The sequence below is a fragment of the Novosphingobium olei genome (assembly GCF_012927405.1).
GTDB classification, from domain to species: Bacteria; Pseudomonadota; Alphaproteobacteria; order Sphingomonadales; family Sphingomonadaceae; genus Novosphingobium; species Novosphingobium olei.
The window spans coordinates 671,361-697,250 of record NZ_JABBGM010000002.1; the positions used below are offsets into that span (position 1 = coordinate 671,361).

Annotated in this window: 23 protein-coding genes and 4 tRNA genes; 11 read left to right on the forward strand and 16 right to left on the reverse strand. The window is 64.9% G+C overall.

Features of this window, described 5'->3' with window-relative positions:
• Positions 1-5: 5 nt before the first annotated feature.
• The 4 genes from HHL27_RS07165 to HHL27_RS07180 form a co-directional block, all read right to left on the reverse strand.
• The gene (locus HHL27_RS07165) at positions 6-1,019 is read right to left on the reverse strand and encodes an inorganic phosphate transporter (protein WP_169492670.1); all 1,014 of its coding nucleotides are present in this window, start codon (positions 1,017-1,019) and stop codon (positions 6-8) included.
• Entirely contained in the window at positions 1,019-2,125 is a 1,107-nt protein-coding gene (locus HHL27_RS07170; protein ID WP_206069418.1) for a DUF47 family protein, read from the reverse strand. The genes HHL27_RS07165 and HHL27_RS07170 overlap by 1 nt, the downstream gene beginning before the upstream one ends.
• 147 nt (positions 2,126-2,272) lie before the next feature.
• On the reverse strand, positions 2,273-2,632 hold the full coding sequence (locus HHL27_RS07175; protein WP_169492671.1) for a response regulator: 360 nt from the start codon (positions 2,630-2,632) through the stop codon (positions 2,273-2,275).
• The gene (locus HHL27_RS07180; RefSeq protein WP_169492672.1) at positions 2,607-3,896 is read right to left on the reverse strand and encodes a sensor histidine kinase; all 1,290 of its coding nucleotides are present in this window, start codon (positions 3,894-3,896) and stop codon (positions 2,607-2,609) included. Before HHL27_RS07180 ends, HHL27_RS07175 begins: the two co-directional genes overlap by 26 nt.
• Before the next feature lie 395 nt (positions 3,897-4,291).
• Here HHL27_RS07180 and HHL27_RS07185 point away from each other — a divergent pair, with 395 nt between their 5' ends.
• The gene (locus tag HHL27_RS07185; protein WP_169492673.1) at positions 4,292-4,555 is read left to right on the forward strand and encodes a hypothetical protein; all 264 of its coding nucleotides are present in this window, start codon (positions 4,292-4,294) and stop codon (positions 4,553-4,555) included.
• 85 nt (positions 4,556-4,640) lie between these two features.
• On the opposite strand, the gene HHL27_RS07190 is transcribed toward HHL27_RS07185, so the two are convergent.
• Positions 4,641-4,715, reverse strand: a tRNA-Asn gene (locus HHL27_RS07190).
• Positions 4,716-4,793: 78 nt separating this feature from the next.
• Entirely contained in the window at positions 4,794-5,573 is a 780-nt protein-coding gene (locus tag HHL27_RS07195; protein ID WP_169492674.1) for an NAD kinase, read from the reverse strand.
• A gap of 120 nt (positions 5,574-5,693) precedes the next feature.
• Here HHL27_RS07195 and HHL27_RS07200 point away from each other — a divergent pair, with 120 nt between their 5' ends.
• Entirely contained in the window at positions 5,694-6,974 is a 1,281-nt protein-coding gene (locus HHL27_RS07200) for a GGDEF domain-containing phosphodiesterase (RefSeq protein WP_169492675.1), read from the forward strand.
• Here HHL27_RS07200 and mfd read toward each other — a convergent pair.
• Positions 6,971-10,459, reverse strand: a complete 3,489-nt coding sequence (gene mfd, locus HHL27_RS07205) for a transcription-repair coupling factor (RefSeq protein WP_169492676.1) — start codon at positions 10,457-10,459, stop codon at positions 6,971-6,973. The two genes, HHL27_RS07200 and mfd, sit on opposite strands and share 4 nt — an antisense overlap.
• 38 nt (positions 10,460-10,497) lie before the next feature.
• A complete protein-coding gene (locus HHL27_RS07210; RefSeq protein WP_169492677.1) occupies positions 10,498-10,764 on the reverse strand; it encodes an FAD assembly factor SdhE in 267 nt (88 codons plus the stop codon).
• 119 nt (positions 10,765-10,883) lie between these two features.
• Between HHL27_RS07210 and recG the strand changes: the two genes are divergently transcribed.
• A complete protein-coding gene (gene recG / locus HHL27_RS07215; protein WP_169492831.1) occupies positions 10,884-12,941 on the forward strand; it encodes an ATP-dependent DNA helicase RecG in 2,058 nt (685 codons plus the stop codon).
• A 54-nt stretch (positions 12,942-12,995) separates the two neighbouring features.
• Here the strand turns inward: recG and HHL27_RS07220 are convergent, their stop codons facing one another.
• From HHL27_RS07220 to HHL27_RS07235, 4 genes are all read right to left on the reverse strand, one after another.
• Positions 12,996-13,505, reverse strand: a complete 510-nt coding sequence (locus HHL27_RS07220; protein ID WP_169492678.1) for a hemerythrin domain-containing protein — start codon at positions 13,503-13,505, stop codon at positions 12,996-12,998.
• A gap of 145 nt (positions 13,506-13,650) precedes the next feature.
• Positions 13,651-13,727: transfer RNA gene (locus HHL27_RS07225), tRNA-Pro, on the reverse strand.
• A 123-nt stretch (positions 13,728-13,850) separates the two neighbouring features.
• The gene (locus tag HHL27_RS07230; RefSeq protein ID WP_169492679.1) at positions 13,851-15,374 is read right to left on the reverse strand and encodes a methyl-accepting chemotaxis protein; all 1,524 of its coding nucleotides are present in this window, start codon (positions 15,372-15,374) and stop codon (positions 13,851-13,853) included.
• Positions 15,367-15,720, reverse strand: coding sequence for a hypothetical protein (locus HHL27_RS07235; protein WP_169492680.1), 354 nt, complete (start codon positions 15,718-15,720; stop codon positions 15,367-15,369). The genes HHL27_RS07230 and HHL27_RS07235 overlap by 8 nt, the downstream gene beginning before the upstream one ends.
• A gap of 127 nt (positions 15,721-15,847) precedes the next feature.
• Here HHL27_RS07235 and thyA point away from each other — a divergent pair, with 127 nt between their 5' ends.
• The 6 genes from thyA (at position 15,848) to HHL27_RS07265 (ending at position 20,900) form a co-directional block, all read left to right on the forward strand.
• Positions 15,848-16,804: a thymidylate synthase gene (gene thyA / locus HHL27_RS07240; protein WP_169492681.1), complete on the forward strand. Its 957-nt coding sequence runs from the start codon at positions 15,848-15,850 to the stop codon at positions 16,802-16,804.
• A gap of 134 nt (positions 16,805-16,938) precedes the next feature.
• The gene (locus HHL27_RS07245) at positions 16,939-18,222 is read left to right on the forward strand and encodes a 3-methyl-2-oxobutanoate dehydrogenase (2-methylpropanoyl-transferring) subunit alpha (RefSeq protein ID WP_169492682.1); all 1,284 of its coding nucleotides are present in this window, start codon (positions 16,939-16,941) and stop codon (positions 18,220-18,222) included.
• Positions 18,223-18,224: 2 nt separating this feature from the next.
• Positions 18,225-19,277, forward strand: a complete 1,053-nt coding sequence (locus HHL27_RS07250) for an alpha-ketoacid dehydrogenase subunit beta (protein WP_169492683.1) — start codon at positions 18,225-18,227, stop codon at positions 19,275-19,277.
• 5 nt (positions 19,278-19,282) lie between these two features.
• Complete coding sequence (locus tag HHL27_RS07255) at positions 19,283-20,605, forward strand: dihydrolipoamide acetyltransferase family protein (protein WP_169492684.1); 1,323 nt, start codon at positions 19,283-19,285, stop codon at positions 20,603-20,605.
• Positions 20,606-20,693: 88 nt separating this feature from the next.
• Positions 20,694-20,770: transfer RNA gene (locus tag HHL27_RS07260), tRNA-Asp, on the forward strand.
• 53 nt (positions 20,771-20,823) lie between these two features.
• Positions 20,824-20,900, forward strand: a tRNA-Asp gene (locus tag HHL27_RS07265).
• A gap of 89 nt (positions 20,901-20,989) precedes the next feature.
• Here HHL27_RS07265 and HHL27_RS07270 read toward each other — a convergent pair.
• From HHL27_RS07270 to HHL27_RS07285, 4 genes are all read right to left on the reverse strand, one after another.
• Positions 20,990-21,217 (reverse strand): DUF2842 domain-containing protein, encoded by a 228-nt coding sequence (locus HHL27_RS07270; RefSeq protein ID WP_169492685.1) that lies wholly within the window; start codon positions 21,215-21,217, stop codon positions 20,990-20,992.
• A 22-nt stretch (positions 21,218-21,239) separates the two neighbouring features.
• The gene (locus HHL27_RS07275) at positions 21,240-21,836 is read right to left on the reverse strand and encodes a 5-formyltetrahydrofolate cyclo-ligase (RefSeq protein ID WP_169492686.1); all 597 of its coding nucleotides are present in this window, start codon (positions 21,834-21,836) and stop codon (positions 21,240-21,242) included.
• Positions 21,837-22,033: 197 nt separating this feature from the next.
• Positions 22,034-22,366 carry a cell division protein ZapA gene (locus HHL27_RS07280; protein ID WP_169492687.1) on the reverse strand — a complete coding sequence of 111 codons (333 nt, stop codon included), beginning with the start codon at positions 22,364-22,366 and terminating at the stop codon, positions 22,034-22,036.
• Between the two features lie 3 nt (positions 22,367-22,369).
• Positions 22,370-22,597: a hypothetical protein gene (locus HHL27_RS07285; RefSeq protein WP_169492688.1), complete on the reverse strand. Its 228-nt coding sequence runs from the start codon at positions 22,595-22,597 to the stop codon at positions 22,370-22,372.
• 293 nt (positions 22,598-22,890) lie between these two features.
• Here HHL27_RS07285 and tkt point away from each other — a divergent pair, with 293 nt between their 5' ends.
• Together tkt and gap are read left to right on the forward strand one after the other, a co-directional pair.
• Positions 22,891-24,858 (forward strand): transketolase, encoded by a 1,968-nt coding sequence (tkt, locus tag HHL27_RS07290; protein ID WP_169492689.1) that lies wholly within the window; start codon positions 22,891-22,893, stop codon positions 24,856-24,858.
• A gap of 19 nt (positions 24,859-24,877) precedes the next feature.
• Positions 24,878-25,885 carry a type I glyceraldehyde-3-phosphate dehydrogenase gene (gap, locus tag HHL27_RS07295; RefSeq protein WP_169492690.1) on the forward strand — a complete coding sequence of 336 codons (1,008 nt, stop codon included), beginning with the start codon at positions 24,878-24,880 and terminating at the stop codon, positions 25,883-25,885.
• Positions 25,886-25,890: the final 5 nt, after the last annotated feature.

The following is a 25,890-nucleotide window of genomic DNA, read 5'->3' on the forward strand; positions in this document are numbered from 1 at the left end:
CGCGATCAAAACAGCAGCGTGAGGCTGTAGAACAACGCACCGACGGCCGCCGAGGCAGGAATCGTGATCACCCAGGCGACCACGACGTTGCCGGCAACGCCCCAGCGCACGGCTGAGGCGCGGCGCGCGGTTCCGGCGCCTACGACGCAGCCGGTGATCGTGTGCGTGGTCGACACCGGGATTCCGAGCAGCGAAGCGCTGAATACCATGATCGAGCCGCCCAGAGAGGCGCTGAACCCTTGGTGGTGCGACAGCTTGGTGATGCGGCTGCCCATCGTTTCGATGATCTTCCAGCCGCCCGCCATGGTGCCTGCCGCCATTGCGATGTAGCAACTGATCGCAACCCAGTGCGGCACTGCAAATTCGCCCTTGAGATAGCCGGTAGAAAACAGCAGCACCGTGATGACGCCCATCGTCTTCTGCGCGTCGTTGAGGCCATGGCTTACCGAATAGGCGGCCGAGGACAGCAAGTGAAGCGAGCGGAAGCTGCGCTCTGCTGTCTTGTTGCGTGCCCGCGCGAACAGCCAGCTCGAAATCAGCATGATCAGCATGGACAGGACCATGCCGAGAACCGGAGACAGGACGATCGCGATCAGCGTCTTGTTGAGGCCAGACCATTGGATGCTGGTGAAGCCGGCGTGCGCTACGCCCGCACCGACGATGCCCCCGACGAGCGCATGGCTCGACGACGAGGGAATTCCCTTGAGCCAAGTGACGACATTCCAGAACATCGCGCCCGCCAGAGCGCCGAACACAACGGCGGGAGTGACGAGATCCTTGTCGATCAGGCCCTTGCCGATGGTTTCAGCAACCTTGTGGAGGCTGGGAAACATGATCGTGAGGAAGTACGCGGCAAAATTGAAGCTGGCGGCGAACAGCACGGCGGGAACCGGCTTGAGTAGCTTGGTCGATACCACCGTCGCGATGGAATTGGCCGCGTCGTGCAGGCCATTCAGGAAGTCGAAGGCCAGCGCCACCAGCACCAGTCCCGCGAGCAGGGGGAAAGCTAGCTCGTGCATCAGGCGTGGTCGATCACGATGCCGTCGATCTCATTCGCCACGTCTTCGAACGCGTCGACGATGTACTCGAGATGCTTGTAGATTTCGCGTGCGACAATGAACTTGATCGTGGCGCGTTCGCCATGTTCCTTGAACGCGCGCTTCAGGCCCTGCCGGTGGATTTCGTCGGCGTGATTTTCCATGCGGACGAGCCGCTCGGTCAGTTCGTGAAGGCGCGTGCCGTTGCGGCCCACATCGCGCAGCAGCGGCATGGCTTCCGCAACAAGGCGCGCGGCATCGACGATGATCGCGCCCATGTCCTTCATTTCCTGCTCGAATTCGCGGACTTCGTACAAGTCGATGGCTTGGACGGCCCCCTGCATTTCGTCGATGGCATCATCCATCGCGCCGATCAGGCTGGTGATCGCGCTGCGGTCGAACGGGGTCAGGAAGGTTTCGCGGACGGTGCGCAGCATCTCGCGGATGATCTGGTCGCCATCGTTTTCGCGTTCGATCACTTCGCGGATGTGATCGGCGGAGTTGCCTGTGCCCTGCAGCAGGCGTGCTAGCGCGTCGGCGCCGGTGACAATCGTCTGGGCGTGGGCCTCGAACAATTCGAAGAAGTTACCGGTCTTCGGAAGAAGACGCTGGAACCAAGCGGACATCTGGAAAATCCTCGATTTACGGGCGACTTGCGCCAGCATGCTGGTGCGGCGCGTAGCCGCCTGGAATTCGTTGGGGGCGAAGCTGCGCATCAGTTCGCGAAGGTCAGGCTCGTCGACTTTTTCCGCAGCCTCGGCGAGGGTGAACCAGCGCCGCTCGCGTTGGCTGGCCTCTTTCCAGGCTTCGAGTTCGTCGGTCACGGCAAGCGGGAAGACGTCGACGTCGACCATCAGAGAGGCGCCGCTGCCCTTGCGCTTGCGATAGCGATAGGTACCGAGCGGCACGGGGCAGACCAGCCCGCGTACTCCGGCTTCCTCTTCCGCCTCGACCGCGGCGGCGGCGTGGCCCTCAAGCCCCGTGATCCCGTTGCCCTTGGGAACGACCCAGCGCCCAGTGCCTCGCGACGTCACCAGCAGGACGCGCACGGAGACGTCGGTTCCGCTTCCATCGGTGCGGTAGGGCAAGGCAGCAATCTGCTGAATGGCGGCTCTCCGGGGAAAAGCGGAAGCACCTGACTAAGCCATCCGCACGATTCGCGCGCAGCAAATGACGAGCAGAAAGACCTCTGTCAAACTTTGGTCAAGAATTGGCCGGGTCTTCGCGTTTCCGCGCTATTGCGAAACGCCGAGCGTTGCGAGTGCTTGTTCCAGATCGCGGCAAAGATAAGGCTTGGACAGAAATATCGAGCCGGCGACCGGTTTCGTTTCGTTGCCAGCGTACCCGCTTACGTAAATGACGCCGATCTGGGGGCGCATTTCACGGGTAAGGCGAGCCAATTCCCATCCATCGATGGCCCCGGGCGTTCGAATGTCGGTCAGCAGACAGTGGAGTGGCGTGCCCGATGATATGATGGTCCAGGCTTCCTCACAGGTGTTCGCGGCAATCACATCAAACCCGAGATCTTCCAGATCGGCCTGAGTCATTGCCCGCAGCAGTGGCTCATCCTCAACCAGACAGATTGTAGATGCCATCAGTTCCCCCGTCAGTCGGCATAAACAGGCGCACCGTCGTTCCGGTTCCCGGACTGGTTTCGATTTCGAGGCGGCCGCCCATCTGCTCGACGGAGCCGAACACCTGGCTCAGTCCAAGCCCCGTCCCCTTGCCAACTTCCTTGGTGGTGAAAAAGGGTTCCATCGCCCTTTCCAGTGTGGCGGAATCCATTCCGCAGCCGGTGTCGGCCACGCGTATCTCCACCAGCGCAGGAGCGGCAAGTCGCGTGCCGATGGTGATGGTGCCGCTCACGTCGATGGCATCGCGAGCGTTCAGGCCCAGGTTCAGCAGCGCCATTTCGAGCTGCGAGGCGTCGACAAGGCAGGGCGGCAGATCGTCGGCAAGATCGAGCGCCACTTCGATACGCGGACCCACGGTCTCGTCCAGCAGGTCGGCGGATGCACGGGCGATGGCGTTGATGTCGTGCGGCTGGCGCTGCAGGGGCTGCTGGCGGGTGAAGGCGAGCAGTTGATGCGTGAGCCTGGCCGCCCTCTCCGCGCCCTGTAAGGCGTTACCGATGGCCTTTTCGCCTTCCGGGGTTCCCGTTCCCTTGCGCTGGGCGCGATCGATGTTGCCGATGATCACGCCCAGGAGGTTGTTGAAATCGTGCGCGATGCCACCGGCCAGTTGGCCGATCGCCTGCATCTTCTGCGACTGGCGCAGCATTTCCTCGGCCCGCGCGCGTTCCAGCACTTCCTGCCGAAGCGCCTCGTTCACGCGCTCAAGCTGGGCGGGCGAAGGGATCGCGACAAGATTGGGCAACAGCCGCAGCAGGAGAAGCGCCGTGACCAGTGATGCCATTGCGGTCACGACCTTGACCAGCGCCTCCCAGCCGTAAGCAGGGATCCACAGCGTCACGATCGAAAGAATGTGCGTCATCCCGCAGGCCAGGATGAAGAGCCCGAAAGCTGCTAGCATCCAGCCGAACTTGATATCGCGCCGCATGGCGAGCAGCCGGAACAGCAGGATCGGTATTGAAAAATAGCAGGCAGCGATGACGGCGTCGGCTGCGACATGGGTCCAGATTAACGCGGGATCCCAGAGCAGGCAGTAACCGTGCGGTGCCAAGCCTCTCACCGCAAGGAAAGATTGTAGGTATTCCAGCACGTTACTCTCTCCGTCCATGCGGCGAAGGCGATGGACCCGAGTCCGATGCGTACGCGAGTTTTGGAAAGGAATCGATGCCTTTGGGGGGCAATCGGCAGGATAGCCCGGACAAGAACGGCAAGTCTGCCAATCGCCCATAACCCTCGCCGGGAGCGAGCAAGGGCGCCCGGATGGGTTTGATTTTCCCTTTCCTACACACCGCTTCGTTGTTCTGCTTCGGGCGCACTTGGAGCGACACACGGGTGCGGCAAATATCGCGACCGATACGCTCGGTCGTGAACGCTGGCAGATAGGATGGCCGCCGATGTTTAGCCTTTTGAGCCTCGCGCGTTATCGCACCTCCATCTTGTTGATGGTGTGCCTTGTGCTTGCGGTCGCGTTGTCCATCGGGCTGCAGCATTCGATCCGCCGCGCCGTGAAGGATGATCGCGCACAATCGGCCGCGAGAGTCCTAGAGCAGGGCAAGCGCGCGGACGATGCGGCGGGCATCGTTTCCGCGTCCCGAGCAGCCAGGATTCAGCAGGAGAACGAAGATGTACGGCAAGCTGCGGCAAGCGGTGATGATCCCCTTGGCGATGGCTTGCGCCGCCTGCGGGCAAGCGCGCATCGCGACGATCAAGCCGCCCGCTGATCTTCTCGCCTGCGCGAACGAGCCCGTGGCACCCGATCTGCCCGGACACGATCAGCAGGCCAGACGGGACGCGATGACACTGGAATACATCTTGTCGCTGCGCTCGGCCTGGGGCGATTGCCACAGCAAGCTGTCAGGCATCGCGGCCTGGTCATCGTCGCAATGAGCATGGGAAAAGGCGATCACAGCATGATCGCGCAGGGCGCACGAGAACTTAAGTTTCAGCTCTCGGCCAGCTTTCCGGATGGAAATGGCTCCCTGAGTAGGATTCGAACCTACGGCCGCTCGATTAACAGTCGAGAGCTCTACCGCTGAGCTATCAGGGAGCAGCCCCGGTTGCCCGGGGCAGGTGGGCGCTAATAACAGGCGATTCCGGTTTGGCAAGCGCCTGATGCGATGTTTTTTCAGACCATGAACTGCTCGGCGAAAATGCGCTCCTCGAGGCTCTGGCCGCGATCGAACAGGAGCGTCAGCCGATTGTCGGGGGCGGCGACCACGCGCACTTCGCTGACATCACGCACTTCGCGCTGATCGGCAACAACCGACACAGGACGCTTCACGGATTCGCGGGCGCGGAACACGATCTCGTAAGTTTCCGGCAGGATCGCGCCGCGCCAGCGTCGGGGCCGAAACGGACTAATCGGGGTCAGCGCCAGCATGTTGGAGCCGAGCGGCAGGATCGGGCCGTTTGCCGAGAGGTTGTAGGCGGTCGAACCGGCGGGTGTTGCCACCAGTACGCCGTCGCAGGCGAGTTCGGGAATGCGCACCTTGCCGTTGACCGAAACCTCGAGCTTCGCGGTCTGGCGCGTTTCACGCAGCAGCGAAACTTCGTTGATCGCCCATGAAGTTGCTGTTTCGCCGGTGTTCGTCGTCGCCTCCATGCGCAACGGCGCGACGGCGATCGCCCGCGCCTTCGCAACCCGCTCGGCGATGCCGCGGCTGGACTTGTGCTTGTTCATCAGGAACCCGACGGTACCGAGGTTTAGCCCGAACACGGGAATGTTGGGTCCTTGCTCGAGCATCTGGTGCAGCACCTGGAGCATGAAGCCGTCGCCGCCCAACGCCACGACCACATCGGCCTCTGCGGGCGAAACCCAGTCGTGCAGCTTGCTCAGGGCTTCCTCGGCCTCCTGCGCCCTGTCGGTGGGCGAAGCGAGCAGCGCGAGGCGCTGGCTTTCGGGCATTGGTCGATCGTCCCTGTCTGTCGCAATTTCCGGCGGGTGATATGGAGCGCGCCAAACTGGTGCAATGCCAAAACAGCGAGTTGGTGATTTCAAGCAATTCTTCGCTTATGCGCAGTGGCGATGAAACGGGCTCTGGCTGAATCCGAACGAGACGTCCTGACCGGCTTGCCGGGGGCTGCAGGCGCGCGCGACTGGCTCGATGCAGCGGGCCGCGATGGTTTCGTCCAGGCGATGCAGGTCAGCCTGCAGCGGCTCCAGACCGTCAATCTCGCCTATGGTATGAGCGGTGGCGATCTCGCGCTGGTCGAAGTGGCGCAGCGCATGGCCGATTTCGCTCTGGAGGAACTTGGGCCCGAAGCGCTCGTCGCTCGCAGCGGCGGCGCGGAGTTCATCATCGCCTCGCCCCTGCCGTTGAGCAGGGCGCGCTGGCACTGGCTGGCCGAAGCGCTGGGGCAGGCAATCAGCCGGCCGATGACGCTCGATGGCGAAGCAATACGATTGCAGCCGCGCACGGCCCTGATCCGCGGCCTGACGGGCGAGGGCGGGGCCGACCTGCTCGACCGGCTCGATCAGGCGAGCCTGGAACTGCTGCGTTCGCCTGCGCGCCGCATCCTCTGGGCCGATGGCAGCCATCCGGCGCGAGGCCAGAGCGCGGCCAGCCTCGAGGCCGAGCTCATCGGTGCGCTCCACCGCGACGAGATCACGGTGCTGTTCCAACCGCAGTTCGATGTCGCAAGCGGGGCGCTGCATGGCGCCGAGGCTCTGGCGCGCTGGGAGCATCCCAAGTTTGGCCGGATCGGAGCCGAAACCCTTTTTGCGGTGGCGGAGCGCGGTGATCTCGTCACCCAGCTGACCGAGCATGTGGCGCAACGTGCGCTCGCTGCCGCGCTGACCTGGCCGAATACCTTGCGTCTTTCGCTCAACGTCACGGCCGAGGATTTCGCGCTCGGCCGCTTCGCCGAGACGATGGGTGCGCTGATTCGTAATTCCGGTTTCGCGCCTGACAGGCTCACGCTGGAAATCACCGAGCGTACCCTGATTGCCGATTTCGAGGATTGCGCCACGGCCATCGCCGATCTTGCCGAAGACGGCGTTCGGGTCGCACTCGATGATTTCGGTACCGGCTTTTCCAACTTCCGCGCCTTGAAGGCACTGCCGATCGACGCGCTCAAGCTCGACCGGTCGCTGGTCAAGGACATCGCACGGGATCGCCGGGACCGGGCCATCGTGTCGGCGATGATCGCGATGGCTCGCGCGCTCGACATGAAGATCGTGGCCGAAGGAGTCGAAACCGAAGCGCAGCTCGGCGTGCTGCGTGAGGAAGGCTGCGACATCTTCCAGGGCTTCCTGCGTGCAGGGCCGGTCGCCGCCCAGGACGTGACCGTGCTGGCCGAGCTCTAGGCCGCCTTCTTCGTCGCGCGCCGTGCGATTGCCGACAGGCCCTTGGTCAGCTGGACCAGGCCGTTGAGACGGCTCTCCGGATTTCCCCATGCGCGCTGGATGACGAGCTTGTTGTCCGGGCGCAGCTTGGCGACGCCGTTCAGACGTTCGACATAGCCGATCAGCCCCATCGGATCGGGGAAGTCGTCGTTGTGGAACGAGACAAGTGCACCCTTGGCGCCGACATCGATCTTGGCGATGCGCGCCTCGATCGCCTGCCGCTTGATCTCGATTAGCTTGAGCAGGTTCTGCGTCGGGCCGGGGAGGGGGCCGAAACGGTCGATCATCTCGGCCGCCAGAGCCTCGACCGCGTCTGCGCCTTCAGCATCGTTCATGCGACGATAGAGCGCCATGCGCACGGCAAGGTCGGGCACATAATCCTCAGGGATAAGGATCGGCGCATCGACGGTGATCTGGGGGCTGAGCGTGTCCCGTTCCTTCATCGCCGCAAGGTCGCCCGCCTTCGCGGCCAGAATCGCGTCCTCGAGCATCGACTGGTAAAGTTCGAAGCCGACTTCCTTGATATGGCCCGACTGTTCGTCGCCCAGCAGGTTGCCTGCGCCGCGCAAGTCGAGGTCGTGCGTGGCCAGCTGGAATCCCGCGCCCAGTGAGTCGAGATCGCCCAGGACCTTCAATCGCTTCTCGGCGATTTCCGACAGTGCCTGGTCTTCCGGGAAGGTGAGATAGGCATATGCGCGCAGCTTGCCACGGCCCACGCGCCCGCGCAGCTGGTACAGCTGGGCCAGACCGAACCGCTCGGCGCGGTGCAGGATGATCGTGTTCGCGCTGGGAATATCGATCCCGCTTTCGACGATCGTGGTCGAAAGCAGCACTTCGTATTTCTTCTCGTAGAAGGCGCCCATGCGGTCCTCGACCTCGGTCGGGGTCATCTGGCCGTGCGCGGTCACGAAGCGGACCTCGGGCACGTTCAGGCGCAGCCATTCCTCCAGCTCGGGCATGTCGGCGATGCGTGGCACCACAATGAAGCTCTGCCCGCCGCGCTGGTGCTCGCGCATCAGCGCCTCGCGCATCACGACATCGTCCCAAGGCATGACGTAGGTGCGCACGGCGAGGCGGTCGACCGGTGGTGTCTGGATCGTGGAAAGCTCGCGAAGGCCCGACATCGCCATCTGCAGCGTGCGCGGGATCGGCGTTGCGGTGAGGGTGAGGACATGGACGTCCGCCTTCAGTTCCTTCAGCTTTTCCTTGTGCGTAACCCCAAAGCGCTGTTCCTCGTCGACGATGACCAGGCCAAGGCGCTTGAACTCGATCGATTTCGACAGCAGCGCATGCGTGCCGATGACGATGTCCATCGTCCCGTCGGCAAGGCCCGCCTTGGTCGTCGCCGCTTCCTTGGCGGGCACAAGGCGCGAAAGGCGTCCGATGTTGAGCGGGAAGCCGTTGAACCGTTCGACGAAGCCCGCGTAGTGCTGCCGCGCCAGCAGCGTCGTCGGCGCGATCACGGCGACCTGCTTGCCGGCCATCGCTGCGACGAACGCCGCGCGCAGGGCCACCTCGGTCTTCCCGAAGCCGACATCGCCGCAGACCAGCCGGTCCATCGGCTTGCCCTCGGCCATGTCGCCCAGCACGTCCTCGATGGCGCGCTCCTGGTCCTCCGTCTCGTCCCAGGGGAAGCGGTCGACGAACGGGCCGAAACTGGCCGGATCGGCGGCAAGGACATCGGCTTGCCGCAGCGCGCGTTGCGCCGCAGTGGCCATCAGGCCGCCCGCCATCTCCAGAATGCGCTCGCGCATCCGCGCCTTGCGCCGCTGCCAGGCCTCGCCGCCCAGCTTGTCGAGCGCGACGCCGTCGTTCTCTGCGCCGTAGCGCGAGAGGACGTCGAGGTTTTCGACCGGGATGTAGAGCTTGTCGCCGCCAGCGTATTCGAGCTGGACGCAATCGTGCGGGGAATCGCCGACACCTACAGCCTCGAGCCCCAAGTACCGGCCGATCCCGTGCTCCATGTGCACGACGAGATCGCCCGGATTGAGCGCGGACAGTTCGGCTAGGAAGGCGTCGGCGTCCTTGCGCTTCTTTTTGCGGCGGACGAGCCGGTCGCCAAGGATGTCCTGCTCGGTCAGCAGCTCCAGTTCGGCGTTGGCGAACCCCTGCTCCAGCGGCAGGACCACCGCAACCGGCTTGCCCTTGGCCGCAATCCCGAGCGCTTCCTGCCACGTGTCGGCTAGTGCCAGCGGACCCTTGCCAGCATCGCCGAGAATCGATGAAAGCCGCGCGCGAGACCCGGTGGTGTAGGCGGCGACGATCGGCTTGAGACCGCGCGTGCTCAAGGCGGCAAGATGCTTGACCGCCGCTTCGTAGACGTTGGCGCCCTGCGCGCGCTCGGGGGTAAAATCGCGGCTGCTCGAAAAGCCGAAGTCGACGGTCTGCTTCGAATCCGGTTCGGCAAAGATTGTGGCACGATGCACCGGCCAACCGGCAAGCGCGCGCTCGAATTCCTCCCGCGCCAGGTAGAGCGCATTCTCGCTCAGTGGACGATAGCTTGCGCCCCCACGGCTGACGCTTTCAATGCGCGCCTCATAATAATCGGCAATGTCGGAGAGCCGGGAATCCGCCGCCTTCAGCGCGGCGGCATCGATCACCACCAGGTCGTCATCGGCCGAAAGGTGATCGAACAGCGTGACCAGACGGTCCTCGAAAAGAGGCAGCCAGTGCTCCATGCCCGCGAGGCGACGCCCGTCGCTCACCGCCTGGTAGAGCGGATCGCTGGTCGCATTGGCGCCGAACATCTCGCGATAGCGGCTGCGGAAGCGCTTGATGCTGTCTTCGTCGAGCAGCGCCTCGCTGGCCGGGATCAGCAGGTGCGTCTCGACCGGCTGAACCGAACGCTGCGTGCCCGGATCGAACAGGCGCAGGGTTTCAAGCTCGTCGCCAAAGAAGTCGAGCCGCAGGCCGTGATCGAGGCCGGTGGGATAGATGTCGAAGATCGAGCCGCGCACGGCATATTCGCCTGCATCGACCACCGTATCGGTACGGGTATAGCCTTGCCGCTGCAGCAGAGCGATCAGGCTTTCGCGGCCGATCTCTACGCCCGGCGTCAGAAGGCGCGTCGATTCCCGGATGCGGAAGGGCGTCAGCACGCGCTGCAGCACCGCGTTGATCGTCGTCACCAGCAATTGCGGCCGATCACGCTTCTGTTGCAGCTTCTGCAGGGCGGCAAGCCGTCGCGCGCTGATCGACAGGGCGGGGCTTGCGCGGTCGAATGGCAGGCAATCCCACGCCGGGAAATCGAGAACGTCGAGTTCAGGGGCGAAGAAGGCGGCGCTTTCGACGATCGCGCGTGCGGCGCTGTCGTCCGGCGCGATGAATACCGCGCGGCCCTTTGCGGCGCGCGCAAGGTCGGCCAGCACCAGTGGCTGCGCGCCACGGGCGATGGAGGACAGGGTTAGCGGAGTCTTGGCCGAAAGGACCTTGGCGATGTCGGACATTGGTCAGGAAATGCTCGCGCTGCGCGATGGCTCCCGCCTCAGCGCGGGATATCCACGTAATCGAGCTTGCGCATCGCGTCCATCATCGTGCCCTGATACTCTTCCGGAACGGAGAGAGTGCCGAGCGCCCAGCCCATGATGTCGACGTCCTCTTCCTCGATCAACGTTTCGAACCAGGTGACCTGCGCTTCGTCCCAGCCGGCGTGGAAGCGGTCGAAATAGCATCCGATCATGTAGTCGGCCTCGCGCGTACCCCGGTGCCAGGCGCGGAACTTGAGGCGGCGAAGTCGGTCGGGCTCGATCATGGCAGGCGCGTTATTCCAAGCGCGCGGCATACTCAAGGGCAGCCAACGGGCAGGAGCCCCGTCACCGACCGCGAACCTGCCCTTGGCAGGGCGGCTGCGTTCCGCTTATGTCCGCCGCGATGCGCCCCGACCTGCTCAATCCGCTGTTCGCCGAAACCGGCAGCCTCAAGGGCGTTGGGCCCGGTCTGGCGCGGCCGCTGGAAAAGCTGGGCCTCAGCAGGGTGCGGGATCTCGCCTATCACTTGCCTGACCGGTTCGTGTCGCGCCGCGCGGTCGCGAACCTCGACGAAGCCAGCGTCGGCGAGCAGGTCGTCGTCGCGCTGACGGTGCGCGAACATCGCGGGGCGTCGGGGCGCGGCCCTTATCGCATCCTTGCCGATGATGCGCTCGGCAACGTCGTGGCGCTCGTGTACTTCGGCCGCTCGTCCTTCACGGCCAAGAAGCAACTGCCGGTTGGCGAACGGCGGTGGGTTGCGGGCAGGCTCGACCAGTTCGGGCAATCGCTCCAGATCGTCCATCCCGATCATGTCGCCGAAGACGGCGCCGGGCTGATGGGACAGCTCAACGAGCCGGTCTATCCGCTGTCCGAGGGGCTGACGCAGGGGCGTATCCAGGCGCTCGTGCACCAGGCGATCGGCCTGCTGCCAGACCTGCCCGAATGGATCGAGCCCGGTCTTGTCGCAAAGCAAGGGTGGCCCATGTGGAAGGACGCGGTGGTCGAAAGCCATCGTGCGCAGCATCCGGCGGCGCGCGATCGGCTAGCCTATGATGAACTGCTGGCGAACGCGCTCGCGCTGATGCTGGTTCGCTCGGCCAACCGCCAGCGCAGCGGAACGCCGCTGGTGGGCGATGGCAGGCTGCGGGCAAAGCTCAACCTGCCCTTTGCCCTGACCGGCGCCCAGACCCGCGCCATTGTCGAGATCGAGGGCGACATCGCGCAGGGCGCGCCAATGCTCCGCCTGCTCCAGGGCGATGTCGGTTCGGGCAAGACCGCGGTCGCGCTCCATGCGATGCTGGTCGCGGTCGAGGCAGGCGCGCAGGCCGCGCTGCTGGCTCCCACGGAAATCCTTGCGCGCCAGCATGCCGAGACGTTGACGCGGATGGCGGCAGGCACCGGCGTCACGATCCAGCTGCTCACCGGGCGGGACAAGGGCAGGGCGCGCGAATCGATCCTCATGGGCCTGCTCGACGGGTCGATCGACATCTGCGTCGGCACCCACGCGATCTTCCAGGATGCGGTGGCGTATCGTAATCTCGGCCTTGTCGTGATCGACGAGCAGCACCGCTTCGGCGTCGGTCAACGGTTGATGCTGACGCAGAAGGCGCGCCGCACGCCGCATTGCCTGGCCATGACCGCCACGCCCATCCCGCGCACCCTGACGCTGGCCCAGTATGGCGAAATGGACGTCTCGCGCCTGGACGAGATGCCCCCCGGTCGGCAGGCGATCGACACACGGGTGGTCTCGCAGGAACGGCTTGCCGACGTGATCGACGGCATCGGCCGCCACATCGCCACCGGCGCGCAGGCCTATTGGGTGTGCCCCATGGTCCGCGAGCAGGAGACCGAGGACCTGGCCGCGGCCGAGGCTCGTCACGCGCTGCTGCAGGAACGCTTCGGCGATACGGTGGTGCTGGTCCACGGGCAGCTGCGGCCCGAGCTGAAGGACGCGGCGATGGAGCGTTTTGCCCGGGGCGACGCGAAACTGCTGGTTGCGACAACGGTGATCGAGGTGGGCGTCGATGTGCCCAATGCGACGCTGATGGTGATCGAACAGGCCGAACGCTTCGGCCTTGCGCAGTTGCACCAGCTGCGTGGACGCGTGGGACGCGGCAGCCAGAAATCCACGTGTTTGCTGCTGCGGGGTGAAGCGCTTTCCGAAGTCGGGCGCGAGCGGCTCGCCCTTATGCGGGAAACGCAGGACGGCTTCCAGCTTGCCGAGGAGGATCTGCGGCTGCGCGGGGGCGGCGAACTGCTCGGCACGCGGCAGTCGGGCGATACCCCATTCCGCGTTGCCGACTTCGAACAGATCGCGCGGCTGCTCCCCCTCGCGCATGATGATGCGAGGCTGCTGATGGAGCGCGATGGCGGCCTGTCGTCGCCACGCGGCGAAGCAGCACGCATCCTGCTATACCTGTTCGAGCGAGACTGGGGTGTGCAGCTGTTGCGCGGAGGCTAAGACGCCTTGGCAAGGTTTCCCTCACGAAGGCGTCTTGTCCCCTGGCCGGGATGATCAGGCGGCGAGCTTAACCACGCTGACCTGTGCCGGCGGCAGTTCGCCGGTCTTGGCCTGCTCCATCAGCTCGGTCTTGCGCGCGAGCATCTGGTCGCGCAGGTCCACCATATCGAGGCCGGTAGCGCGGGCTTGCGAGAACATGCCCTCGGACCGCGCTTCTTCCTCATGGACGTGGTGCTTGATCTCTTCGGACAGCACCTTGATCTTGGCGTCGAAGAAATCGTCCTCTGGATCGCTGGCCATGATGTCGTTGATCAGCACCTTGGCGCCGTCGTGCTCGACATAGGCTTCGGTCCAGGTTTCCTGTTCGATCTTGCCCTTCAGCGCAGGGTAGAAGATCTCTTCCTCGATGATCGTGTGGATCTTCAGCTCGTTGCAGATCTGCCGGGCGAGGTCCGGCTTTTTCGCGTCAGATGCGGTTTCGTACTTGGCGAACAAGTCCTCGACCTTGCGATGATCGGCCTTCAGCAGTGCAATGGCGTCCGAATAGGTGGGGGATTTTGGCACGGGCGGTCTCCTGTTCCGTCCGGCGCGTGGCAGGCGCCGTTCGTCCAGACAGTGCGCCAAAGCGTGCAAGGTTCCGAAAGTGCTTGGGAACAAACGAAAAAGCCGCCCCGAAGGACGGCCGTTCGTTCATCGCCAGAAGATGAAGTGGTCGGGGAAAGAGGATTCGAACCTCCGGCCCCTGCCTCCCGAAGACAGTGCTCTACCAGGCTGAGCTATTCCCCGACCGATCTGCGGCCGGTCACCCGGCTGCAAGGCAGGCGCGCCCTATACGGGGGCGTTTGCCGGTACGCAAGCGGGGAGGGCACAATTTTTGCGACCCTCCCGTTTTCCGCAGATATACGTGGCTCAAGCCGCGTGGCGCAGCGTGAAGCCGGCGTTTGCCGCTTCGGTCCGGAACCGCGCGACAAGGGCCTTTAGGCTCTCTGCCTCCCGCGCCAGGCTGTGTGCCGCAGCGTTGCTCTCTTCGACCATCGCGGCGTTCTGCTGGGTTACCCGGTCGAGATCGCCGAACGAGCGGCCCACGCTGTGAAGGTCGCGCGCCTGCGCTTCCGCAGCGCTGGCGATGTCGCCGATGGCGCTGCCGATCCCGGTGATCTGCTCCACGATCGTGCGCAGCACGGTGCCGGTCTCGCCGACGAGCGCAACGCCTTGGCTGACCTGCTCGCTCGAGACGCTGATCAGGCTCTTGATCGTCTGAGCAGCATCCGCCGTGCGCTGGGCCAGCGCGCGCACTTCATTGGCAACCACGGCGAACCCCTTGCCCGCGTCGCCAGCGCGTGCGGCCTCGACCCCGGCATTGAGCGCGAGCAGGTTGGTCTGGAAGGCGATGCCGTCGATCAAGGTGATGATCTGGCTGATCTCGCCCGCCGACTGCTCGATCGCGTTCATCGCGTCGATCGCGCGCTCCACGACCTGGCCGCCGTTATAGGCATCGGCTTGCGCCGTGCTGATCGAGACATTGACCTCACCAGCGCGGCTGGCGGTCGATTCGATTTCCTGCGTCAGCTTGTGCGTCGCCGAGCCACTGTGTTCCACGGCGCTTGCCTGCTGTTCGGTCCGGCGCGAAAGGTCGTCGGAGGCATTGCGGATTTCGGCCGATCCATTGGTGATCTGCAGTGCGCTGTCGCTGACCGAGCGGACGAGGCGGGAAAGGTCGCTCGTCGCGGCATTCAGCGTCATGCGCAACGGCTCATACGCAGCCGGGAACGCCTGCTCGATGCGCATTGCCAGGTCCCCCTGCGCAAGGGCCGCAAGCCGGGCTTCCAGCGCATCGATCACTGCCTTCTGCTCGGCGGCGACCTGTTCGCGTTCGCGCGCACTGGCTTGGGCGAACTCTTCCGCCGTGCTGCGGGCAGACGCCTGGCGGACGACCTGCGTTTCGAGTTGACTGGAAAGGAACATCAATGCGCCGCTTTCTACGACCACGATCACGGCATGCATCACGACGCGCGTAAAGTCGGGGCCGTCAGGAAAGACGAGCGTCGGCGCGAGGAAGTTCGTGGCGAGATGGTGGACCGCCGTCACCGCTGCCGCCACCAAGATGGGGCGCCAGTCTGCCAGCATCGCAAGCGTGGCAATCACGGCAAAGAAGACCATGTGCTGGTCGAGAATCCAGTCCGAGCCGGACCACTGCGCAAGAAACAGCGCGGGATAGAGCGGTATGGTCAGGCCGAGCACGAGGCGGACTTGGGCGTCGCAACGGCCCGAAATTGCAAACAAGGTCGGAAGAACCGAAAGCGCCACGGCCAGCAGCGCGGGCAGATAGCCGCCACCCGCCAGAGCGCGGCCAAGGGCGATGGCGGTGCACAGCCAGCCGATCGCTGCCAGCGCGCGGACGCCCCGCCGGCGCAGGTCTTCGAGATCATCCATTTTCAGAAGTCCTTGATGGTTCGCCGCCCTTTGGCTTGGGCAGGCTGCAAAGTGTGGAAGGCACCGCGATCAGCAGCCAGCCGTGCTGAAGCGCAGAGAAAGCGGCATCGCTTCGCGCGAGCTTCACGACTGGCCACCCGCCCACCGATGACTGGCCGAGGATCTGGGCCCCCTCGGACAGCGAGGTGATCGCGTGGCGCGACGTAGCCCCGGCAAACGGGATGGCAACGGCGGCTCGCCCCGCGAAGGGATAGCCGGTCGCGAGGGCAAACAGGACAAGTGCAAGCATCGCCTGGATTGGCGCAATTGCCTGACTCGCTGCGATTCTGGACAAACGACCGGCCATTGAAGTGCTATGGCAAGCCGCGCTTGATGGTTCGCCCAAAGGGGCAACGGAACACTACGTAGGCTTTGGCGCAAGGTTTGGGCGATCGCCCCTTCCGCTGCCGAGCGTGCGCGCCTAGTCTGCGGGCATGGCATCCCGGCTGGCCCCGTCCGATTCCCTGCTCGATCATCCCGAGTGGCAGTATCTCGATCTCATGCGTCGGATCTGGGAGCATGGAGATGAGCGTGTCGACCGCACGGGCGTCGGCACGCGGTCCGTCTTCGGTGCGCAATTGCGCTTCGATCTGTCCGGCGGGCGCATGCCGTTGCTCACCACCAAGCGTGTCTACTGGAAGACGGCGACGCGCGAATTCCTGTGGTTCCTGACCGGAGACACCAACATCCGCGCGCTTTGTGCGCAGGGTGTGGAGATATGGACGGACTGGCCGCTCGATCGCTACCGCCGCGAAACGGGGGATCCGATCGAACGCGCGGACTTTTCACGCCGCATTGTCGAAGATGCGGATTTCGCCGCGCGCTGGGGCGATCTGGGGCCGGTCTACGGCAGGCAATGGGTCGACTGGCCGGTCTATGAGCCGGCGGGCGAGGGGCTGTTTCGCCAGCGCGCCGGCGGCGTGAACCAGGTCGCGCAAGTGGTCGAAAGCTTGCGCAACAACCCTGGCAGTCGTCGGCACATCGTCGAAGGGTGGAACGTCGCCGAGCTTGACGCGATGGCCCTGCCGCCCTGCCACAAGACGTACCAGTTTCACGTGGCCGGCAATCGGCTCAATGGCCTGCTCTATCAGCGCAGTTGCGACGTTGCTTTGGGCTTGCCGTTCAACCTGTGGGGTGCCGCGCTGTTCATCCGCATGCTGGCCCAGCAATGTGACCTTGAACCGGGCGAGCTGGTGTGGATGGGCGGAGACACTCACCTGTACCTGAACCACGCGGATCTGGTTGAGCAGCAGCTGGCGCGCACGCCTTCTGGCGCCCCCCGGCTCGAGCTGATTCGCCGCCCCGATTCCATCTTCGATTACGCCATCTCGGACTTTGTCGTGCACGGCTACGAGCCGCAGAAAGCCTTGTCCGCGCCTGTCGCCGTCTAGTGCGGACCCCTGATTGACTCGGAAAGCGTCGCGCAATAAAATAACAAGACGCTAAAATTTTGCGAGCATCGGCACGAGGCGGTTCCTCGCGCGTTCGCTTCGCGGGAGAGTCCAGACATGCGGATTTGCACAGCATGACCGCGAAGGCGAACGGCAACCTGCCGCCCCTTTCGCTCCATGTGCCCGAGCCCAAGTTCCGGCCCGGCGATGCCGTGGATTATTCACATATCGAGGTACCGCCGGCTGGCGCGCAGCCGCGTCCCGATGAAGGCTGCGCAGCGGCCGAAACGCACCCCCTGTGCATGGATCTCGTGCGCGTGCTGGGCGAGGATGATGCGGCGCACGGGCCCTGGGATCCGCGGCTCGATGCCGAAACGCTTCGCCGGATGCTGCGCACGATGGCGCTCACCCGCGCCTTCGACGATCGCATGTATCGCGGCCAGCGCCAGGGCAAAACCAGCTTCTACATGAAGTGCACCGGCGAGGAGGCGACCTCGGTCGCGCCGGCGATGGCGCTGGCGGGCGACGACATGGTGTTCCCCAGCTATCGCCAGCAGGGCATCCTGATCGCACGCGGCTATCCGATGGTCGAGATGATCAACCAGATCTATTCGAACCGCGCCGACAAGCTGAAGGGCCGCCAGCTGCCGATCATGTATTCGGCGCGGGAAGCCTCGTTCTTCACCATCAGCGGCAACCTCGCCACGCAGTACCCGCAGGCCGTGGGCTGGGCCATGGCGAGTGCGATCAAGGGCGACACCCGCATCGCCGCGACGTGGGTGGGCGAAGGCTCGACCGCGGAAGGCGACTTCCACTCGGCGATGACTTTCGCCACGGTCTACAACGCCCCGGTGATCTTCAACGTGGTCAATAACCAGTGGGCGATCTCGAGTTTTTCAGGGTTCGCCGGCGCCGAGCGCACGACCTTTGCCGCGCGCGCCATCGGCTATGGCATGGCCGGCCTGCGCGTCGACGGTAACGATCCGCTCGCGGTCTATGCCGCCACGCAGTGGGCCGCCAACCGTGCCCGCGCCAATGGCGGGCCGACGCTGATCGAGCACTTCACCTATCGCGCCGAAGGCCATTCGACGTCGGACGATCCCGGCCAGTACCGCTCGGCGCAGGAGCGTGAAGAGTGGCCGCTGGGCGATCCGATCAACCGGCTCAAGAAGCACCTGATCGCGCTCGGCGAGTGGTCGGAAGACCAGCACGCCGCGATGGATCGCGAACTGATGGAGCAGGTCAAGGCTGCCACGAAGGAAGCGGAGAAGAACGGCGTGCTCGGCCACGGCCTGCACCACCCGTTCCACACCATGTTCGAGGACGTGTTCGAGGACCTGCCCTGGCACCTCAAGGAACAGAGCGAGCAGGCGATCCGCGAGCGCCGCATCAAATGGCCGGAATGGAAGGAGTCGTGAGCATGATCGAGGAAGCCCCGGTCAGCCTTGCTGACGCCCCGACCCGCCGCCTCAACATGATCGAGGCGATCAACGACGCGCTCGACATCATGATGGAGCGCGACAACAACATCGTCGTGATGGGCGAGGACGTCGGCTATTTCGGCGGCGTATTCCGTGCCACCGCCGGCCTGCAGAAGAAGTACGGCAAGGCCCGCGTGTTCGACACCCCGATCTCCGAATGCGGGATCATCGGCGTTGCCGTAGGCATGGGGGCCTATGGCCTGCGCCCGGTGCCGGAAATCCAGTTTGCCGACTACATCTACCCCGGGCTCGACCAGCTCGTCTCGGAAGCGGCGCGTCTGCGCTATCGTTCGGCGGGCGAATTCATCGCGCCGCTGACCGTGCGCTCGCCCTTCGGCGGCGGCATCTTTGGCGGCCAGACCCACAGCCAGAGCCCCGAGGCATTGTTCACGCACGTGGCGGGCCTCAAGACGGTGGTGCCTTCCACCCCACATGACGCCAAGGGCCTGCTGATCGCCGCGATCGAGGACAACGATCCGGTGATCTTCTTCGAACCCAAGCGCATCTACAACGGCCCGTTCAACGGCTACTACGACAAGCCGGTCGAGCCGTGGAGCAAGCACGCCGACAGCGTGGTGCCGGAGGGCTACTATTCTATTCCCTTGGGCAAGGCGCGGATTGTGCGCCCCGGCCAGGCCTTCACCGTGCTCGCCTACGGCACCATGGTCCACGTCGCTGCGGCGGTCTGCGCCGAAAAGGGCGTCGATGCCGAGATCATCGACCTGCGCACGCTCGTCCCGCTCGACATCGAGACGATCGAGGCTTCGGTGGAAAAGACCGGCAAGTGCCTGATCGTCCACGAGGCGACGCGCACCGGTGGCTTCGGTGCAGAGCTTTCCGCGCTGGTGCAGGAGCGCTGCTTCTACCACCTCGAAGCGCCGATCGAGCGCGTGACGGGCTTCGACACGCCTTATCCGCACAGCCTTGAATGGGCTTATTTTCCGGGTCCCGTCCGCATTGGCGAGGCCATCGACCGCTTGATGAAGGCTTGAACCCCATGGGCAAGTTCACATTCCGCCTGCCGGACATCGGCGAAGGCATCGCCGAGGCCGAGATCGTCGCCTGGCACGTCAAGGTCGGCGACCGCGTCGAGGAAGACGGCCGCGTGGCCGACATGATGACCGACAAGGCCACGGTTGAAATGGAAAGCCCGGTCTCGGGCGTCATCGTCCAGGTCGCGGGCGACGTCGGCGATGTCGTCGCGATCGGTTCGCCGCTGGTGGTGATCGAGACCGAAGGGGAAGGGCAGGTCGAAGAAGCAGCCCCCGCACCCAAGGCCGAAGTCGTCGAGCAGCGCATCGAGGCGGAAACCCCTGCGGTTGCCGAGGTCGCGCCCGAACCGGCTCCGGTTCCAGCTCCGGCGCCTGTCGTTCCGGCTTCACCGCCGCCAAGTCCGCCACCTGCCGCAGCCAAGCCTGCACCGCAGCCGTCCCGCACGGCGCACGGCGCCAAGGTCCTCGCCAGCCCGGCCGTCCGCCAGCGCGCCCAGGATCTTGGCATCGACCTTTCCGAAGTGCGCCCGTCCGAGGAAGGACGCATCCGCCACGCCGATCTCGACCAGTTCCTCGCCTACAACGCAGCGGGTGGCTATCGCGCGGCGGGCCCCGATCGCGGGGACGAGACGATCAAGGTCATCGGCCTGCGCCGCCGCATTGCCGAGAACATGGCCGCCTCCAAGCGCAACATCCCGCACTTCTCCTATGTCGAGGAATGCGACGTGACCGCGCTCGAGGCGATGCGTGAACAGCTCAACGCCAATCGCGGCGACAAGCCGAAGCTGACGATGCTGCCGCTGCTGATCACCGCGTTCTGCCGGCTGCTGCCGCAGTTCCCGATGCTCAATGCGCGCTACGACGATGAAGCGGGCGTGGTGACGCGCTATGGCGCGGTGCACATGGGCATGGCGGCACAAACGCCCGCCGGCCTGATGGTCCCGGTGATCCGCAACGCACAGGGCCTCAACCTGTGGCAGCTTGCGCGCGAGATCGGGCGCCTTGCCGAAGCCGCGCGCAACGGCACCGCCAAGTCCGAGGAGCTGTCTGGCTCGACCCTGACGGTCACTTCGCTCGGGCCGCTTGGCGGCGTCGCCACCACGCCTGTGATCAACCGCCCCGAAGTCGCCATCATCGGTCCCAACCGCATCATCGAACGGCCGATGTTCGTTCCCGATGGCATGGGTGGCGAGCGGATCGAGAAGCGCAAGCTGATGAACATCTCGATCAGCTGCGACCATCGCGTTGTCGATGGCTGGGACGCGGCAAGCTTCGTCCAGGCGGTCAAGAAACTGATCGAAACCCCGGTGCTTTTGCTCGCCGACTGATCACTGTGGAGGAGGTGGAAAAATTGTCGCGACACTTTGTTGACAGGCGCGCTGCGCTGGCATAGTGGCGCGGCTCCCAAGCGGAAACGCGGGTGTAGCTCAGTTGGTTAGAGTGCCGGCCTGTCACGCCGGAGGTCGCGGGTTCGAGCCCCGTCACTCGCGCCATTCGCTTTGGGACACGAAATGGGGCGCTTGCAGGCGCCCTTTTTTGACGATGAGCGGGTGTAGCTCAGTTGGTTAGAGTGCCGGCCTGTCACGCCGGAGGTCGCGGGTTCGAGCCCCGTCACTCGCGCCATCGTCGAAATGATCATGCATCGAAAAGTGAAAAGGCGTCCTTTCGGACGCCTTTTTCGTTTGGGTCATGCTCTGGCGAATGGAAGTCTGTCAGGCCGACCAGCGGCCCGTTTCCATCCAGATCAGGAAGCGCCGCAACGGCAGAAGCCAGGCCACCCCCAGCACCAGATAGATCGGCACCTGCACAAGCACCGGAAGCGCGCCGATCCAGTTCGACAGTGCCGCCACCAGCACCGCATAGGCCATCAGGGCCGCGAACAGCGCCAGGATGCCGACCGGCTTGCGCCAGGTGGGACGCGCATCCTTGAACTCGTCCATGCTCAGTGCCTTTCCGTTCCGGTCACCATGGCCCGTAGAGCCGCGTCGGGGTTACCACGGCGCGCAGCGGGCGGTCATGGGGTTCTTCGGGCAGGCTGTCGACCAATTGCGCATCCCAGGCAAGGCCGATCGCAGGCACTTCGGGATGCGCGGCCAGCCAGCGGTCGTAATGGCCACCGCCCTGGCCCAGCCGTTGTCCGTTTGCGGTGAAGCCGACCAGCGGTACGAACAGCAGATCGGGCACCACTTCGTCGGCGTCCTCGACCGGCTGCGCCATCCCGTAGGGGCCAGGCACCAGCAGTTCGTCGACATGCGGAGACGCCCACGTGCGGAACGTCATCGCCGCTTCGCGGGATGCGAACCAGGGCAGGGCGATGCGGTGCCCCGCTTCATGGAAGAAGCGCGCATAGGAAAACGCCGGAGCCTCGTCGGCCGTTGCGGCATAGAGCCCGATCGTCGCGCCATCGGGCACGATGTTCAGGAGCGGAGCCGGGGGGCGCATGAACAGCAGGGCCCTCACGCGCGGATCGAGCGCGGCGACGTGATCGCGGCGCGCGGCGCGTAGCGTCTTGCGCAAGGCGGCCTTGCTTTCCGGCACGGGTACTCCAGCTTTGCTCATGGGAAGGTGGGTGACGGGACCACCATGGGTCGTTTGCTCGGAAAATCCACCGACGCCTCAACGTCAGGTGGGGACCATGTACCCGGGACCCCAATGGAAACAGAGTGGTCCAGGGCAGGGACAGCCCCCATGGATTTGCTTATAGCCTCAGGGATGTTTCAACGGCTCGTGCCGGGCAGTACCCGTCGCCGTCCGATCTAGGACGCCGGGCCCACATGCTCAAGGTGCATCGCGAGTTTTTCGACCCGCGCCGCGATCGTGTCGATCCGCGCCAGCACTTCCGGCGATGGACCGGCGGGCGGCAGCGGCTCCGCAGCAGGCGGGGGCGCGGCCTTGTGCGCTTCATGTAACTCGTCGGCCATGACGAGCGCGGCAAACAGCAGCATGCGCGGTTCGGACTGGTTTTGCGCACCGATGCGGCGCGCTCGCTCGTCGATCATCCGGCCCAGCATCTCGATGTGGCTTTCCTCGCCATCGGTTGCCGAAACCGTGAAATTGCGCCCGCCGATGGTCAGGGTGACGTTGCTCATGGGCTAACCGCGCTGGCTGGGAAGATTGGCGAGAAGCAGGTCCAGCTGGCGCAGTTCCTGGGCGACGGTATCCTTGAGCTTGCGATGGCGCGTGCGGAGTTCGCCCAGCTCGACCACGGCCGCGCCGCTCTGCTCGACATGCTCGGCCTGCTTTGCCGCTGCGGCCTCGAGCCGGGCAAGGGCCTGCTCGATACGGTCCAGCGCTGCTTCGAGATCGTGTTCGCTCGCCATGATTCCAATCGCTAGCATAGAGCAGGCGGGGTTGTAACGCCGCTCCTCGGCACAAGCCAAGCTGACCTGTTGATAAGCGCGCCCGCGGGCCGTCTCCGTGACCGGGCTTGCGAATCGGCGTCCGCATTCGTATGCGCGGCCGGGACGCGAACGTATGCGTCGGCTCGACACGAGAGGGTGAGCGCGTCACCCTCGCAAACTTGACGCTTGGGGGCGGGGTCACCAAAGAGGCCGCGCTCCGAATCACCGATAATGCGTGCCGATTTGCGCGCCAGAAGGGTTTTTCTCAGGTTATGACTCGTGATCCCGCCGCGCTCGGTCCCATGGCCAACGCGATCCGTGCGCTCGCCATGGACGCGGTCCAGGCTGCCAATTCCGGCCACCCCGGCATGCCGATGGGCATGGCAGACGTCGCCACCGTGCTGTGGTCGCAGTTCCTGAAGTTCGATCCCTCGGCGCCCAAGTGGGCGGACCGCGATCGCTTCGTGCTCTCGGCCGGCCACGGCTCGATGCTGATCTATTCGCTGCTCCACCTCTCGGGCTACGCCAGCCCGACGATGGATGACATCCGCAACTTCCGCCAGATGAACAGCGTCTGCGCGGGGCATCCGGAAAACTTCCTGATCGATGGCGTCGAATGCACCACCGGCCCGCTTGGTCAGGGCATTGCAATGGCCGTGGGCATGGCGATGGCGGAACGCCATCTCAACGCCCAGTTCGGCGATGACCTGGTCGATCACAAGACTTGGGTGATCGCCGGCGACGGCTGCCTGATGGAAGGCGTCAACCACGAAGCCATCGGCCTTGCCGGCACGCTCAAGCTCGGCCGCCTGAACGTGCTGTGGGATGACAACAAGATCACCATCGACGGCGATACCTCGCTGTCGACCAGCGAGGACATCCTCGGCCGCTACGCCGCCACCGGCTGGCACACCACCTCGTGCGATGGGCATGACTTCGCCGACATCGCCCGTGCACTGGCTGAAGCTGCTGCCGATCCGCGCCCCTCGATCGTCGCCTGCCGTACCGTGATCGGCAAGGGTGCCCCCAACAAGCAGGGCGGCCACAATGTCCACGGCGCGCCGCTCGGCGCCGACGAGATCGCCGCCGCGCGCGAATACCTCGGGTGGACTTCGGCCCCGTTCGAGATTCCGGCAGAGATCCTCGCCAACTGGCGCTCGACCGGCGAAGCGGGCAAGGCGGCCCATGCCGAATGGCAGGCGCGCGCCGCCGCCAGCGACAAGGCCGGTGAACTCGCCCGCCGCATGGCCGGCGATCTTCCCGCCGACACGGGCTTCGACGCGTATATCCAGTCGCTGATCGCCAACCCGCCCAAGGTCGCCACCCGCAAGGCGAGCGAGATGGCACTCGAAGCCTTCACCGCCGCCATCCCCGAAATGGTCGGTGGCTCGGCGGACCTGACCGGCTCGAACCTCACCAAGACCAAGTCGACCCTGCCGTTCGGCCCGGACAGCTACGACGGTCGCTACGTGTTCTACGGCATCCGCGAATTCGGCATGGCCGCGGCGATGAACGGCATGGCGCTGCATGGCGGCATCATTCCCTACGGCGGCACCTTCCTGGTCTTCGCCGACTACTGCCGCAACGCGATCCGCATGTCGGCGCTGCAGCACACCCGCGCGATCTATGTGCTGAGCCACGATTCGATTGGCCTGGGCGAAGATGGCCCGACCCACCAGCCGGTCGAGCACGTGATGAGCCTGCGCATGATCCCCGGCCTCAAGGTGTTCCGCCCGGCCGACGCGATCGAGACGGCCGAAGCCTGGGCGCTTGCTCTGGCTGACAAGCATGCCTCCTCGGTCCTCGCCCTGTCGCGCCAGAACCTGCCGCCGGTCCGCTTCGATGCCGAGATGAAGAGCGCCAAGGGCGCCTATCGCCTGGTTAGCGCCGAAGCCGATCGCAAGGTCGTGCTCGTCGCCACCGGTTCGGAAGTGGCGCTGGCCAAGGACGTCGCGGTCGCGCTCGAAGCCAAGGGCATTGGCGCGGACGTGGTTTCGGCCCCGTGCCTCGAACTGTTCGACGGACAGGACGCCGCCTACAAGGCCGACGTGCTACCGGCCGGCGTGCTCAAGGTCTCGATCGAGGCGGGCGTCACCTTCGGCTGGCAGAAGTATGTCGGCGATGGCCTGACCATCGGCCTGGATACCTTTGGCGCATCGGCCCCGGCCGACGTCCTGTTCGATCACTTCGGGTTCAGCGTGGACAAGATCGTCCCGCAGGTCCTCGAACGTCTTTCGTGATTTAAAGGGAGTTTTTGACATGGCGATCAAGGTTGCGATCAACGGTTTCGGACGTATCGGGCGCAACGTCGCGCGCGCCATTCTCGAACGCCCCGAAGCAGGGCTCGAGCTGGTTTCGATCAACGATCTCGCCGATGCCAAGGCAAACGCCCTGCTGTTCAAGCGCGACAGCGTCCACGGCGCTTTCCCGGGCGATGTCTCGGTCGATGGCAACGATCTGATCATCAACGGCAAGCGCATCCAGGTCACTGCCGAAAAGGATCCGGCCAACCTGCCGCACGCCGCCAACGGCATCGACATTGCGCTGGAATGCACCGGCTTCTTCGTGGATCGCGCCGGCGGCCAGAAGCACCTCGATGCGGGCGCCAAGCGCGTGCTGATCTCGGCGCCGGCCAAGGGCGTGGACCTCACCGTCGTCTTCGGCGTCAACCACGACAAGCTGACCGCCGACCACAAGATCGTCTCGAACGCGTCGTGCACCACCAACTGCCTCGCGCCGCTGGCCAAGGTCCTGCATGAATCGATCGGCATCGAGCGTGGCCTGATGACGACGATCCACTCGTACACCAACGACCAGAAGATCCTCGACCAGCTGCACAAGGATCCGCGTCGCGCCCGCGCTGCCGCGATGAACATGATCCCGACCAGCACCGGCGCCGCCGTCGCCGTGGGCGAAGTGCTGCCCGATCTGAAGGGCAAGCTCGATGGTTCGTCGATCCGCGTTCCCACCCCGAACGTCTCGGTCGTCGACCTGACCTTCACGCCCAAGCGCGACACCACGGTCGAGGAAGTCAACGGCCTGCTCAAGGCAGCTGCCGAGGGCGCGCTCAAGGGCGTGCTCGGCTATACCGACGAGCCGCTGGTCTCGATCGACTTCAATCACGATTCGCACTCGTCGACCATCGACAGCCTCGAAACCGCGGTGCTCGAAGGCAAGCTGGTGCGCGTGCTGTCTTGGTACGACAACGAATGGGGCTTCTCGAACCGCATGCTCGATACCGCGGGCGCGATGGGCAAGTTCCTCTAAGCATC